Consider the following 12,648-nt stretch of genomic DNA (forward strand, 5'->3'; position numbering starts at 1 on the left):
CGGCGAAGGATTGCCGCTACACACGGGCGCGTGAGGCTCATGGGGGACGACATGCCGGTTTTCCTGGACAGTACGGCGGCGACGTTCGAGGCAGAGTTCGCCGCGCTTCTGACCGCCAAGCGCGAGGACAGCCCCGATGTGGATGCGGTGGTCTCCGAGATCATCGCCGATGTCCGCGCGTTGGGCGATGCCGCGGTGATCGAGCTGACCGCGCGCTTCGACCGGCTGGCGCTCAGCCCCGAGACGCTGGCCTTTTCCCCCGAAGAGATCGAGCGTGAATGTGCGAAGGTGCCCGCCGCCGAGCGCGAGGCACTGGAACGCGCGGCCGAGCGCATCCGCGCCTATCACGTCCGCCAGATGCCCGAGGACGTGCAATGGACCGACCCCGAGGGCGCGACGCTGGGCTGGCGCTGGACGCCGGTCACGGCGGCGGGCCTTTACGTGCCGGGGGGGCTGGCCTCCTATCCCTCGTCGGTCCTGATGAACGCGATCCCCGCCCATGTCGCGGGCGTCGAGCGGCTGGTGATCTGCGCGCCCACGCCCGATGGCAAGGTCAATCCGCTGGTGCTGCTGGCCGCGCGGCTGTCGGGGGTGGACACGGTCTATCGCATCGGCGGCGCGCAGGCGATCGCGGCCATGGCCTACGGCACGCAGACGATCCGGCCCGTCGACAAGATCACCGGCCCCGGCAACGCCTATGTGGCGGCGGCCAAGCGGCGGGTGTTCGGCAAGGTGGGCATCGACATGATCGCGGGGCCGTCGGAAATCCTGGTGATCGCGGACCGCGACAACGACCCCGACTGGCTGGCGCTGGATCTCCTGTCCCAGGCCGAGCACGACGAAAGCGCGCAGGCGATCCTGATCACCGACGACGCGGCGTTCGGCCGGGCGGTGGCGACGGCGGTGGACAAGCGGCTGGAAACGCTGGAACGTCGCGCCATCGCCGGGGCAAGCTGGCGCGATTTCGGTGCGATCATCACCGTGCGCGACCTGGACGAAGCGGCCGAGCTGTCCAATCGCGTCGCGCCCGAGCACCTGGAACTCTGCGTGGCCGACGCCGATGCGCTGGCGGCGAAGATCACCCATGCCGGTGCGATCTTCCTCGGCGCCTGGACGCCCGAGGCGATCGGCGATTATGTCGGCGGCCCGAACCACGTCCTGCCCACCGCGCGTTCGGCCCGGTTCTCGTCCGGGCTGTCGGTTCTGGATTTCATGAAACGAACAACGATCGCCCGCATGACGCCTGCCGCCCTCAAGGCGATTGGCGCTGCCGCAGAGACGCTTGCCATTTCGGAAAGCCTTGAGGCGCATGGGCTTTCCGTCCGCGCGCGGCTTGACCGATTGAACGAGGACCGGCCATGACCCTCGCCCGTCTGATCCATGTGGAACTGGACGATTCGAACCTGCCGCCGCCGACGCCGGAAATCGAGCAGGAACGCAAGGTCGCGCTGTTCGACCTGATGGAGGACAATTCCTTCGCGCTGCCCGGGCGCGACGACCGGCCTGCGCCGGACGGCCCCTACCGGCTGGTGCTGTCGATCCGGGAAAAGCGGCTGGTCTTCGACGTGCGCACCGAAACCGGCGATCCCGCGGCCGAATTCCACCTGTCGCTCTCGCCCTTCCGGCAGGCGGTCAAGGATTACTGGCAGATCTGCGAAAGCTATTTCGAGGCGGTCAAACGCCTGCCCCCCAGCCAGATCGAGGCCATCGACATGGCCCGGCGCGGCATCCACAACGAGGGTGCGCGTATCCTTCAGGAACGGCTGGACGGCAAGGCGGAACTGGATATCGACACCGCCCGGCGGCTGTTCACCCTGGTCTGCGTGCTGCATTTCGGGGGCTGACTTGGCCAGGCCGCTTCCCTCGTCGATCCTGTTCTGCTGCGATCACAATTCGGTCCGTTCACCGATGGCCGAGGGGATCACGAAGAAGTTCTATGGAAGCGACACCTACGTCCAGTCCGTGGGCGTGCGCAATGACCGCGAGGTGGACGGCTTTTCGGTTGCCGTCTGCGAAGAGATCGGGGTCGAGATCGACCGTCACCAGACCCGCTCCTTCGACGAGATGGAGGAATGGGGCGACGATCTGTCAGGCTTCGACCTCATCATCGCGATGAGTCCCGCCAGCCTGCGCCGCGCGCAGGAACTGACGCGCTACTACCATCTCGACGTGGAATACTGGCCGGTGCTGGACCCGACCGGCCTGGGCGAGACGCGCGAGGCGAAACTTGCCGCCTATCGCCAGACACGGGACCAGATCGTCGAGCGGCTGATCGGCCGCTTCGGCCCGCCTATGCAAGGGAGAAAACCATGAGCCGGGACGTCATCGAACGCTATTTCGCCGCCTTCAACGCGGGCGACACCCAAGGGATGCTGGCCGAACTGGCCGAGGATGTCGAACATCATGTCAACGAAAGCGTGATCCGCCGCGGCAAGCCCGCCTTCGCCGAGTTCTGCGCCCATATGTCCCGCTGCTACCGCGAGACCCTGACCGACATGGTGACCTTCGCGACCGAGGACGGCACGCGCGCCGCTGCCGAATATGTCGTGAACGGCACGTATCTGGAGACGGATTCGGGCCTGCCCGAGGCGCGTGGCCAGACCTATGTGCTGCCCGCGGGGTCGTTCTTCACGCTGAGGGATGGCAAGATCGCCCGCGTGACCACCTATTACAACCTTGCCGACTGGTTGAGGCAGGTGAAATGAGCCTGGATTTCCGGGTGCTGACGGGGCCGGAGGTCGAGGCCGCCCTCGACGATCTGGCCGCGTTGCGCATCCGGGTGTTCCGCGACTGGCCCTATCTCTACGATGGCGATCCGGCCTATGAACGGCGCTATCTGGCCAGCTATCGCGACAATCCGCGCGCGATCCTCGTTGTGGCCTTCGATGGCGGCCGGATCGTCGGCGCCTCGACCGGCACACCGCTGGAGGATCATTACGACGATTTCGCGGCGGCCTTTGCGGGCACGGGCTACGATCTGGCCGAGATCTTCTATTGTGCCGAAAGCGTGCTCCTGCCCGAGTATCGCGGGCAGGGGGCGGGGCATGCCTTCTTCGCCGCGCGCGAGGATCACGGTCGCCGCCTGGGCCGCCGGTTCTGCACCTTTTGCAGCGTGCTGCGCCCGGCCGATCACCCGCTGAAACCTGCCGACTATCGCCCGCTCGATGCCTTCTGGACGAAGCGCGGCTATGAGCGGCTCGATGCCGTGGTCGCGCAATTCGAGTGGAAGGATATCGACCAGCCCGGCCCCACAAGCCACGACCTGCAATTCTGGATCAAGCCGCTATGAGGATCGCCGCCGCCGCCTGGCCCATCGACTGGCACGACAGTTGGGCCAGCTACGAGGACAAGCTGTCCCGTTGGGTGGCAGAGGCCGCGGGTCAGCGAGCGGACCTGCTGGTCTTCCCCGAATACGGCGCGATGGAACTGGCCTCGCTTGCCGGGCCAGAGGCGGCGGCGGACCTGGAACGGTCGCTTCGTGCCGTCGCGGATCGGGTCGAGGCCGCGGATGCGCTGCATGCCCGGCTGGCGATTTCGCATGGTGTCCACATCCTCGCCGCGAGTGCCCCGGTCTGGCGGGGTGAGCGGCCGGTGAATCGCGCGCGGCTCTTCGGACCCGGCGGACAGGTCGGCTATCAGGACAAGCAGATCATGACCCGCTTCGAACGCGAGACCTGGGATGTCCACCCCGGCGGCCCGCTGACCCTGTTCGAGACCCGGCTGGGAAAGATCGGCGTGCTGATCTGCTATGATTCCGAATTCCCGCTCTTGGCGCGCGCCATGGTCGCGGCGGGGGCCGAAATCCTCCTGGTGCCGTCCTGCACCGATGCGCTGGCGGGCTATTGGCGGGTGCGCGTGGGTGCCATGGCCCGCGCGCTGGAGGGCCAGTGCGTCGTCGTGCAGGCCCCCACCGTGGGCACCGCCGCATGGTGCCCGGCCGTCGACGAAAATGTCGGCGCGGCGGCGATTTACGGTCCGCCCGACCTGGGCTTTCCGCCGACCGGCGTGCTGGCCGAGGGGGCCCTGAACGCTCCCGGCTGGGTCTATGGCGAAGCTGACCGCGATACCATCGCCCGTGTCCGTGCCGAAGGGGCGGTGCTGAATGCCGCGCATTGGCCCGAGCAGGACGCGCGCACAGCACCTGTCGTTTCCGTGCAGTTCGATGCATTTACGACTTGAAATATGAACGGATCGGGCGCATCTACTTGGCGCCCGCGAAAAGCCGGGTAACCTTCGATGGAGTGTTCATGGCCAAGGAAGAAATGCTCGAATTCCCCGGCGTCGTGAAGGAACTCCTGCCGAACGCGACATTCCGGGTCGAGCTTGAGAACGGCCATGAGATCATCGCGCACACGGCAGGCAAGATGCGCAAGAACCGCATCCGCGTTCTGGCCGGCGACCGGGTTCAGGTCGAGATGACCCCCTACGATCTGACCAAGGGTCGGATCAACTACCGCTTCAAGTAACTTGCGGCTGATCCTCGGGTCCGCCAGCCCGCGCCGCAGGGAGCTGCTGGCGCAGATCGGCGTCGTCCCCGACGCGGTGCGCGCCGCGGATATCGACGAAACGCCTGCCAAGGGCGAACTTCCCCGCCCCTATTGCGCACGCATGGCCATCGAGAAGGCCCGCGCGGTCGAGGCCGCCGAGGACGACCTGGTCCTCTGTGCCGACACGACCGTGGCACTGGGTCGGCGCATCCTCGGCAAGCCGGACAGCGCGGGCGAGGCGGCCGAGTTCCTGTTGGCGCTGTCGGGTCGGCGCCACCGGGTGATCACCGCCGTCGCCCTGCGCCGCGGCGACCGGGTGTGGGAGCGGGACGTGGTGACCGCGGTCAAGTTCAAGAATCTGTCAGACACCGAACTCAACGCCTATCTCGCCTCGGGCGAATGGCAGGGCAAGGCCGGGGGCTACGGCATCCAGGGGCTGGCGGGCGCGTTCGTGCCCTGGATCAACGGATCCTTCTCGGCGGTGGTGGGCCTGCCGCTTGCGGAAACCGCGGCGCTGCTGGCGGGGGCAGGCTACCCGGTCCATGGGGGGCAGGCATGAAGGGACGCAGCGTCATCCTCGACGAGATCGCGGGCCGCAAGGCCGCGGCGCTGATGGTGGACGGGCGGCTGGACGATCTGTTCATCGACCCGCCCGACGACCGCCCCGCGCCGGGTGCCATTTTCCGCGCCGTGGTGGACCGGCAGGTCAAGGGACAGGGCGGCGTCTTCCTGCGGCTTCCCAATGGGTCCGCCTTTCTGCGTCAGGCCAAGGGCTTGCATCCCGGTCAGGGGATCCTCGTGCAGGTTTCGGGCTATGCCGAGCCCGGCAAGGCCGTGCCGGTCACGCCGCGGCTCCTGTTCAAGAGCCGGTATGCCATCGTCACGCCCGATGCGCCGGGTTTCAATGTCTCGCGCGCGATCCGCGACGAGGCCGAGCGCGACCGGCTGCTGGAAATCGCCCATGACGCCATGGCGGGCGCGATGAACCATCTGGGCCTGATCCTGCGGTCGGCCTGCGACGGCGTCGCGGTTGAGGCCATCGCCGAGGATATCGCGATCATGCGCGGACTCGCCCGGGACATCCTGTCCGAACCGGCGGAGGGCGCGCCCGACCTGCTGCTCGACGCCCCCGACGCCCATACCCGCGCCTGGCGCGACTGGGCCGAGCCCGACCCCGACGAGGTGATCGACCGCCCCGGGAGCTTCGCCGAGACCGGCGTTCTGGACGCGATCGCGGCGCTTGCGGGTCCCGAGCCGCTGCCCGGGGGTGGCAGCCTCTTCGTCGAGCCGACCCGCGCGCTGGTGGCCGTGGACGTGAATACCGGCCCCGACACCTCGCCCGCCGCGGGTCTCAAGGCCAACATCGCTGCGGCCCGCGCGCTGCCGCGGCTCCTGCGGCTCTGCGGTCTGGCCGGCCAGATCGTGATCGACTTCGCGCCGATGTCGAAAAAGGATCGCACGGCGCTGGACCAGATCCTGACCGCCGCCTTCCGCGCCGATCCGGTGGAAACCACGCTGGTCGGATGGACCCCGCTGGGCAACGCCGAACTGACCCGCAAGCGTGAACGCCTGCCCCTTTCCGAGGCGCTAGCCCCATGACCTGCCCGATCTGCAAGAAACCCACCGCCCCCTCGTACCGCCCGTTCTGCTCACGCCGCTGCGCCGATATCGATCTGGGCAAGTGGTTGACGGGCAGCTACGCGGTTCCCGCCGACAGCCCCGACGACTTCGACGACGCAGCGCGAGACCTGCAGGATCCGCCGACGAAACCGCACTGATTTTCTGGCCGATACCCTCTGGACAGCCCCCTCTCACCCGTCTAAAAGCACGCCACCCGAAGCGTCCGCTTCACCCATGCCCGGGTAGCTCAGGGGTAGAGCAGTGGATTGAAAATCCTCGTGTCGGTGGTTCGATTCCGCCCCCGGGCACCACTTAACAAGCTGAAATGGTTGGTTTTTGTGGTCATGTCTGGTCCTCATTCGGATCGGGTTTGACGCTTTTCGGCGACAGGTTTGACAATCTTCGCCCGCCTAGCGTTCTCTTTTTCCAGCGTCGCCATCGTCTCGCGGTTCTTGTCGGCGAGGTTCGCCGACCGCGAATAGTGCCGGGCCATGGACGGCGTTTTCTGCCCCAACAGGTCCGCGATGCGCCGCTCATCCAGCCCCGCCTCGCGCAGCGTCGTCGCCACAGTGTGGCGCAGGCCCTTGAGCGTCAGGCCCGGCGCGATCAGCCCTTCCTCCTCCAGCCCGGTCTTGAAGCGATGCCAGACGGTGGAAAACCCGTTGTAGGTCCAGGCCGCGCCTTGCGAACTGGCCAGCACGGTAGCCGCCTCATGCGCAGGGATGCTGTCGAGGGCTGCCTGCAAGGTCGGGCTGACGGGAATCGCAACCTCTTCCCCCGTCTTGCCACGCACGCCCCAGATCGTGTCGCCGTCGATCTGATCCTTGCGCAGCTTCAAGGCATCCGAGGGATCGAGCCCGGTATTCATCATCAGCGCCAGCGCCACCCGCACATGCGGCTTCGCTCGGGACAGGACGATGTCGCGCTCCTCGATGGTCCATGGCCGGTTCGCATAGGCGCGGTCGCGTGGGCGGCGCTTGGGGATCACGTCCTTGGCGTAGTTCGCGGCGATCAGGCCTTGCGGGATAGCATGGCGGAACACCTCGCTCAGCAGGGTGCGCACCATGTTGGCCCGCCGCCAGCCAATCTTTTTCGCGGCCTTGTCGTGGATGCCTGCGATCAGCGGCGTGTCGATCACATGGACGGGCGTGTCGCGGATCGGGGCGAGGAAATCGGCGCATTTTCGGTAATCGCGGCGCGTGGCCTCGGCCAGATTGGCGAAATGCCCGGTCTCGAAATAGCCCTTGATCAGCCCGCCCAGCGTGCCCGCGCGGGGGCCTTTCTCCTTCTGCGCCACGGTGATGGCGCGGATCGTCTCGCAGTGGGCGAGGAATTCGGCTGATCCCAACGGCGCCTCGGCAAGGTCGATCTTGTGCCCTGTGGCGCGGTGGTAGCAGCGCATCTGGCCGTGACGATCCTTGAATATCTTGAACCCTTTGACGCGCACATGGGTCATCAGAGCCGGTCCAGGATGTCGTCGCGCGTCATCTCGACATGGTCGGCCTTCATCGTGTCGATCCAGCGGTCGATGTCGCGCCGGTCCCACAGCAGCGTGCCGCGCGCCAGTTCGACCGGCCGCACCGGGCAGCTCGCCTTGAAATGCTTGATGGCGAGGCCGGTGTAACTGGCGGCTTCGGATTGTTTCAGCATGCGCTTGTCGATCACGCTGATGTTGAGATTGGTCGTGCCCATCGGCTCTCCCCCTGATCAGTTCACACTCGACACCGAACCATCCCTCTCCCTCTCGTCCCCGCGCAGCTTCGTGGCGCGCTTCTGGAACCGTTCCCAGCCGGTCATGGTCAGCAGGCGGGTCTTGGGCGTGATCTCGACGAATTCGAGCCGTCCGTCGTTCATCAAGGCACGAATCTGCGCCGTGCTGAGCCCCACAAGGGCGCCAAGTTCCTTGGGCGACAGCAGCTTTTCCTGTGACAAACCTCTCTCCTTTCCTGCAAATGGACGAAAACGCATTGAATGCGGTGCCGGGCCGTGGTTCGATGGTGGAACGCAGGCGTTAACGCACAAACGTGCGCTTATATGCGTTCATGCGTCATGGCAAGCTGCTTGATGGCAAGAATGGTGAATCGTCCGGATACCTACCTCGGCGGCCTCGGCGCGCGCATGGCGATCGCGCGCAACGAGCTTGGCCTGTCGCAGGCCCGGATGGCCGAGGCGCTTGGCATGTCGCAGCGCGCCTATCAGAGCTACGAGACCGGCAAGCGCTCGATCCCGGTGGAGGCGCTGGTCGACATGCACCGCCAGTTCGGCGTGGACCTGAACTGGATCTTGCTGGGTGTCGAAGCGGTGCGCCCGGGCCATGATCTGGCCGCGCTGGAGGGTTTCGAGACGGCGCTGGACCGCCACCTTGGCGCGACCGGCATCCGCCTGAAAAGCGAGAAACGCGGGGCGATCGTCGCGCGCTGGTACCGGTCGTTCCTGGAAGGGAAGGAAATCCCGATGGACGACGTCCACACCTGGATCGAATTGTTGAGAGAATGATGATGGAAATCGAGAAGAGCGATGCGTGGCAACGCCACCAGCTGGCGACGTTGGAGCGGATGCAGCGCGACCTCGCGCGCTTGACGCATCCGGTGATCCGGGCGGTGGGGCTGTGCGGGGTGGCCTATCTGGCGAGCTGGGCGGTTGTGATGGTGTTTGGGGCTGCTGTCGGGGCGATGGTGGTCGTGGCGGCGTTGTCTGCGGGTGCGCTGGTGCTTGGTGCTCCGGCTTTTTCGTTGGCGATCGGGGTGGAACGGTATCTGCGGGGGCGGTTAGAAGACCACATGAGTTAAGAGCCAGCGCTTCGCGATCGGCCCCAAGCGGCCATTGACCACCGCCTCGCTCCGCCGCGGCGCGGCTTCACTGAAGCGGCCTTTCGTGGCACCATGCAGCATCGTCCGACAGGTCGAAGGCCGCAGTGCGGGACGAAGCGGACGTGCCGAGAGAGCGGCCGTTCAAGCCGGAAGTTCGTCAAACCTATCGAGGGACGCGAGATCGTTGTCCCAATCCGCACGACTGGAAAAGCAGAGATGCGCGTCGGGCCGCATGCCGACCTCGCCATCAAGCGACCCTGCCGGCACGACAAGCACACCATCGTCCGCTTGAGAAAACGGCAGCGCGGAGCCACAGATCGTGCAAAAGCACTTCACATGTCTTGATCCGGAAAGCCGGAAGGTCCTGATATTTGCATCTCCTGACAACCAGGTGATCATCGCCGTCGACGAAAACAGGTTTGCCGAATGGGCCGAGCCGCTATCCTTGCGGCAGCGCGTGCAGTGGCACAGGAAGAACCTCTCGAACTCTCCCGTTATGCGAAACGTCACAGCGCCGCACAGACACTGTCCAGACACCAGACTGTCCACTCGAAATCCCTTTGACACGCAACCGTGAAGCCGCCTTGCGGCCCTCCCAATCAGTATCCATGCCTGGAACCAGGGTCAACGTGGGCTCGGAGCCGACCTCTGTCGCGTCGCGGCATACCCCGAATCGCGGGCACCCCGCGGCGTCGAGGTCGGCCCTGAGCCGACATTGGCCCGACGTTCGAGACGCCGCGGCGCGGCCCGCCACTCTGGACATTCGTAGCAATATGCGTACCACTGGTTCTGTATAGGACGTTTTAGGTCACCAAGTCTATTCGCCAGTATGAGCAATCGCTTGAGTGCGTGGCCTTAAAATGCGCCGTGTGCCGAGGAGTCATAACCATGAAACTTGATGCTGACCACTATTTGTGCGCAATCGAGCATATCATCGCACATGGCGATACAGACATCTTCCCGTACCCGTTCGAGCTCAAGTTCCTTGAAGATCGTAAAGAAGAAGTGGCGAAGGAACTTAGTTCGCTAGATCTCACCCAATATCACCCTATGAGTTTGGTAGAGGCTCTAATCCCTAAGTCAAAGTTCGGATTCAGAACTGCGCATCAACCCTTCCCTATCGATACGGTAATATATTCGGCTCTCGTTTTGCGTATTTTCGACCGCGTCGAAGCAGGTCGCGACGCGAAAGAGAATAACCGAGCATTTTCATATCGAAAAATACCTGGATTGGACTCAGCACTCTTTTTTGAAGATCGCACATATCGACATTGGCTTAAAGTTATTGAGGCAAATGTGTTTTCGAATGACTACAGCCATGTCATCCGAACCGATATTTCAGACTACTACTCTCGCGTCTATCGACATCGACTTGAGAATATTCTCGATAGCCTTTCCGGTGAGCCAAAAATCGTTAAGAAGATTGAGAATTTTATATCTGACTGGCGGAGTCGTCAGTCGTTTGGCTTGCCGGTTGGGAGCAACGCCTCTAGGCTTCTTGCTGAGGCCGCTCTAAATGACACGGATATGGGGCTAATCTCTGAGGGCTACGAACACACCCGCTATGTCGATGACATGCTGATTTTCATCAAGAAGGGTCAGGACCCGTACGCTGCGCTCGGATATCTTGCAAGACAGCTTGCGGAAAATGAAGGCCTCAGTCTGAATATACAAAAGACGAGGATTCTCGATTGGGACGAATTTATAGCAACTATGGGCACACCCGAAGCTGGGGATGATGATGCCAAGGAAGAATTTGCGACCGAGAAACTGTTCTGGGCGGCCTACGGTCAAGAAGAAATCGATCAGGAAGCGCTAGACGCACTTATGCTGAAAGACCTCAGAAAGGAGCTCGAAGACCTCTTGAACGAACCATATTGGGATATGGGCCAGATCAGAATCGTTTTGCACGCTATGCGCTTAGTAAAGAATGCAGATGTGGCAAGCTACATTCGAAGCAACCTTTCTGAACTCGTCCCGTTTGCTAAAGATGTGTGTCTGTTAATTGAGGAGTTTCTCGACTCGGGTATTGCTGGGTTCGAGAATATGGGCTCTGATGTAACAGAGCTTTTGCTGTCCCCTCGCATGCAGCCACTGGATTGTGCGCGAGCATGGTTCTTGGAACTGGCAGTGCGAGAGCATATTGTTTTCAATGCCGAGCAAATTCGCAAACTAGACGCGTTATCTGGCACACTTGACCTCAGGCAATTGCACCTAATCCGTTGGAGAGCGAAGGACCTGAACTTCTTCAGATCGCGGAAAACTCGTGTTCATGAAATACAGCCTTGGGCGCAGCCAAGCTTCATTTTCGGAGCGAGTTGTCTACCAAAGGACGAGTATGCTCATTGGCTACGAAGCATTAAGAGCCGCGTCCAGTTTCCTATGGGAAAAGAATTTGTCGATTGGTGCGGTGCAATCCAAGAAACGCAACCACTCGGCTAGACGGCCGGGTTTCTCGAAATATGCTGAACAGTTTCATTTCCTTTATTCGCGCTGAAGCTGACGGCATCTCCACTCAGATACCCAATGTCCGATTACAAGTTCGGAACATAGCCATTTTGCACCCGCAGCGAACCACCGCTACCCGCCCAGTGCGAAGGCGACCTGTGCGTCGACGTCCCCGGCCCATTACGATCGCCGACCGTCAACCTTGGACGCCATACAACTCCCGCAGTTGCTGCGGCAACGGCTCGGAAAGATCGCACTGCACCGTTATCGGCGCCTCGCCCTCCCAGCCCGCGAATTGCACCGGTCCAGCGTAGCGGAACGGGGCTGCGCGCCCATCGCGCAGTTTCGATTTTCGAAGGAACAGGTGAACCGTCCAGCCAGGTTCTGCGCCCGAGATGATGCGACCGCGCATGTCGTCGCGGCGTGTGCTGGTCTGGGTTTGCCAGACAAAGCGCGTGGGGCTCGCGAATTGGTCGGCGTAGTGGTGGCCTGTGGACATGCTGCCCTTGTCCATCGTTACCAGAAGGATCATCGCCCGCACGCCCTTCAGGACCACGATACCGGCGTTCCAAGACCCCGTGTTGAACACCGCCCCGAAATGCGGCGCGATCTGGTCGCGTTGATATTCGTGCCAGAGGGTCAGACCCTTGGCTGGGGCTATTGGAGCGGAGGCAGCACCTTCGGCGGCTTCCGCCAGACCGGTGCCCTCGGGCATGTCATAGGTCACATCCCGCGCCTGGAGATATCGCAGGAGCCGCCAGTCCACGAGTTCCGAGGCGAGCGCGGTGAGTGCCGCGGTCTCGCCCTCGGCAAACGTGGTCTCGAACGTGCCCGGGCCCAACTGGAACCAGTCCGTCTCGGCCAGTATTTTCAGCGGTTGCTGCATCAGGACCGCGCGCAGCCGGGGCGCGTCGTCCGGATCGACACTCAGATCCGCCTTGATCTGCGGGTTGCGACGAGCCAAACGGGCAACGCGCTCCACAAGATCGGTCAGAGCGATCCGGCCTGGGAAGGCTCCCGCTTCGATCATCGCGCGCAAGACCAGCATCTTGTAGCTGCGGGTCATGCGGGTTGTCTCGATCTCGTCCAGTAGCGCGCGATGTGCCGTCCAGGCAGCGCGCTGCGCGTCGGACAGATCACCCATATCGGCCACGAACGTAAGCGCAGCCTGACCACCCTTCGGCTTGCCGCGTGACTATTCAGCGAAGTTCCAGGGCATAAGCTCGGCGATATCGCTCTGCATGTGCTGGTCGAGGATCTTGCGGAGGGTTGCCGCGATATAG

General features: G+C 63.4%; 18 protein-coding genes and 1 tRNA gene. 14 read left to right on the top strand and 5 right to left on the bottom strand.

All coding sequences use genetic code 11. The features are described from left to right. The first annotated feature begins 51 nt into the window (after window positions 1-51). The 11 genes from hisD (at window position 52) to NHN26_RS15540 (ending at window position 6,418) form a co-directional block, all read left to right on the top strand. Window positions 52-1,362, top strand: a complete 1,311-nt coding sequence (hisD, locus tag NHN26_RS15490) for a histidinol dehydrogenase (RefSeq protein ID WP_253090263.1) — start codon at window positions 52-54, stop codon at window positions 1,360-1,362. Next, window positions 1,359-1,844: a UPF0262 family protein gene (locus tag NHN26_RS15495; RefSeq protein WP_253090264.1), complete on the top strand. Its 486-nt coding sequence runs from the start codon at window positions 1,359-1,361 to the stop codon at window positions 1,842-1,844. The genes hisD and NHN26_RS15495 overlap by 4 nt, the downstream gene beginning before the upstream one ends. A gap of 1 nt (window position 1,845) precedes the next feature. Then, window positions 1,846-2,313 carry an arsenate-mycothiol transferase ArsC gene (locus NHN26_RS15500; RefSeq protein ID WP_253090265.1) on the top strand — a complete coding sequence of 156 codons (468 nt, stop codon included), beginning with the start codon at window positions 1,846-1,848 and terminating at the stop codon, window positions 2,311-2,313. Next, window positions 2,310-2,705 carry a ketosteroid isomerase-related protein gene (locus tag NHN26_RS15505; protein WP_253090266.1) on the top strand — a complete coding sequence of 132 codons (396 nt, stop codon included), beginning with the start codon at window positions 2,310-2,312 and terminating at the stop codon, window positions 2,703-2,705. Before NHN26_RS15500 ends, NHN26_RS15505 begins: the two co-directional genes overlap by 4 nt. After that, complete coding sequence (locus NHN26_RS15510) at window positions 2,702-3,289, top strand: GNAT family N-acetyltransferase (protein WP_253090267.1); 588 nt, start codon at window positions 2,702-2,704, stop codon at window positions 3,287-3,289. The genes NHN26_RS15505 and NHN26_RS15510 overlap by 4 nt, the downstream gene beginning before the upstream one ends. After that, a complete protein-coding gene (locus NHN26_RS15515; protein ID WP_253090268.1) occupies window positions 3,286-4,179 on the top strand; it encodes a carbon-nitrogen hydrolase family protein in 894 nt (297 codons plus the stop codon). The genes NHN26_RS15510 and NHN26_RS15515 overlap by 4 nt, the downstream gene beginning before the upstream one ends. Before the next feature lie 68 nt (window positions 4,180-4,247). Continuing rightward, entirely contained in the window at window positions 4,248-4,466 is a 219-nt protein-coding gene (gene infA, locus NHN26_RS15520; protein WP_037209844.1) for a translation initiation factor IF-1, read from the top strand. A 1-nt stretch (window position 4,467) separates the two neighbouring features. After that, the gene (locus tag NHN26_RS15525) at window positions 4,468-5,046 is read left to right on the top strand and encodes a Maf family protein (RefSeq protein ID WP_253090269.1); all 579 of its coding nucleotides are present in this window, start codon (window positions 4,468-4,470) and stop codon (window positions 5,044-5,046) included. After that, window positions 5,043-6,086 (top strand): ribonuclease E/G, encoded by a 1,044-nt coding sequence (locus NHN26_RS15530; protein ID WP_253090270.1) that lies wholly within the window; start codon window positions 5,043-5,045, stop codon window positions 6,084-6,086. Before NHN26_RS15525 ends, NHN26_RS15530 begins: the two co-directional genes overlap by 4 nt. Next, window positions 6,083-6,265 carry a DNA gyrase inhibitor YacG gene (locus NHN26_RS15535; protein WP_253090271.1) on the top strand — a complete coding sequence of 61 codons (183 nt, stop codon included), beginning with the start codon at window positions 6,083-6,085 and terminating at the stop codon, window positions 6,263-6,265. Before NHN26_RS15530 ends, NHN26_RS15535 begins: the two co-directional genes overlap by 4 nt. A gap of 78 nt (window positions 6,266-6,343) precedes the next feature. After that, a tRNA-Phe gene (locus NHN26_RS15540) sits at window positions 6,344-6,418 on the top strand. A gap of 44 nt (window positions 6,419-6,462) precedes the next feature. Here NHN26_RS15540 and NHN26_RS15545 read toward each other — a convergent pair. The 3 genes from NHN26_RS15545 to NHN26_RS15555 are packed head-to-tail and all read right to left on the bottom strand — an operon-like array spanning window position 6,463 to window position 8,039. After that, a complete protein-coding gene (locus tag NHN26_RS15545; RefSeq protein WP_253090272.1) occupies window positions 6,463-7,563 on the bottom strand; it encodes a tyrosine-type recombinase/integrase in 1,101 nt (366 codons plus the stop codon). Then, the gene (locus NHN26_RS15550) at window positions 7,563-7,799 is read right to left on the bottom strand and encodes a hypothetical protein (RefSeq protein ID WP_024811262.1); all 237 of its coding nucleotides are present in this window, start codon (window positions 7,797-7,799) and stop codon (window positions 7,563-7,565) included. The genes NHN26_RS15545 and NHN26_RS15550 overlap by 1 nt, the downstream gene beginning before the upstream one ends. Window positions 7,800-7,814: 15 nt before the next feature. Next, window positions 7,815-8,039, bottom strand: coding sequence for a hypothetical protein (locus NHN26_RS15555; RefSeq protein WP_024811261.1), 225 nt, complete (start codon window positions 8,037-8,039; stop codon window positions 7,815-7,817). Window positions 8,040-8,180: 141 nt separating this feature from the next. Here NHN26_RS15555 and NHN26_RS15560 point away from each other — a divergent pair, with 141 nt between their 5' ends. Continuing rightward, the gene (locus tag NHN26_RS15560) at window positions 8,181-8,603 is read left to right on the top strand and encodes a helix-turn-helix domain-containing protein (RefSeq protein WP_253090273.1); all 423 of its coding nucleotides are present in this window, start codon (window positions 8,181-8,183) and stop codon (window positions 8,601-8,603) included. Continuing rightward, window positions 8,600-8,896: a hypothetical protein gene (locus NHN26_RS15565; protein WP_253090274.1), complete on the top strand. Its 297-nt coding sequence runs from the start codon at window positions 8,600-8,602 to the stop codon at window positions 8,894-8,896. The genes NHN26_RS15560 and NHN26_RS15565 overlap by 4 nt, the downstream gene beginning before the upstream one ends. Before the next feature lie 162 nt (window positions 8,897-9,058). On the opposite strand, the gene NHN26_RS15570 is transcribed toward NHN26_RS15565, so the two are convergent. Continuing rightward, the gene (locus NHN26_RS15570; protein ID WP_253090275.1) at window positions 9,059-9,466 is read right to left on the bottom strand and encodes a GFA family protein; all 408 of its coding nucleotides are present in this window, start codon (window positions 9,464-9,466) and stop codon (window positions 9,059-9,061) included. 339 nt (window positions 9,467-9,805) lie between these two features. Here NHN26_RS15570 and NHN26_RS15575 point away from each other — a divergent pair, with 339 nt between their 5' ends. Next, the gene (locus NHN26_RS15575; RefSeq protein WP_253090276.1) at window positions 9,806-11,359 is read left to right on the top strand and encodes a reverse transcriptase domain-containing protein; all 1,554 of its coding nucleotides are present in this window, start codon (window positions 9,806-9,808) and stop codon (window positions 11,357-11,359) included. A 202-nt stretch (window positions 11,360-11,561) separates the two neighbouring features. Here NHN26_RS15575 and NHN26_RS15580 read toward each other — a convergent pair whose 3' ends face one another. Continuing rightward, window positions 11,562-12,509: a DUF3427 domain-containing protein gene (locus NHN26_RS15580; RefSeq protein WP_253090277.1), complete on the bottom strand. Its 948-nt coding sequence runs from the start codon at window positions 12,507-12,509 to the stop codon at window positions 11,562-11,564. Window positions 12,510-12,648: the final 139 nt, after the last annotated feature.

It is taken from the genome of Rhodovulum tesquicola, assembly GCF_024128855.1.
GTDB lineage: Bacteria > Pseudomonadota > Alphaproteobacteria > Rhodobacterales > Rhodobacteraceae > Rhodovulum > Rhodovulum tesquicola.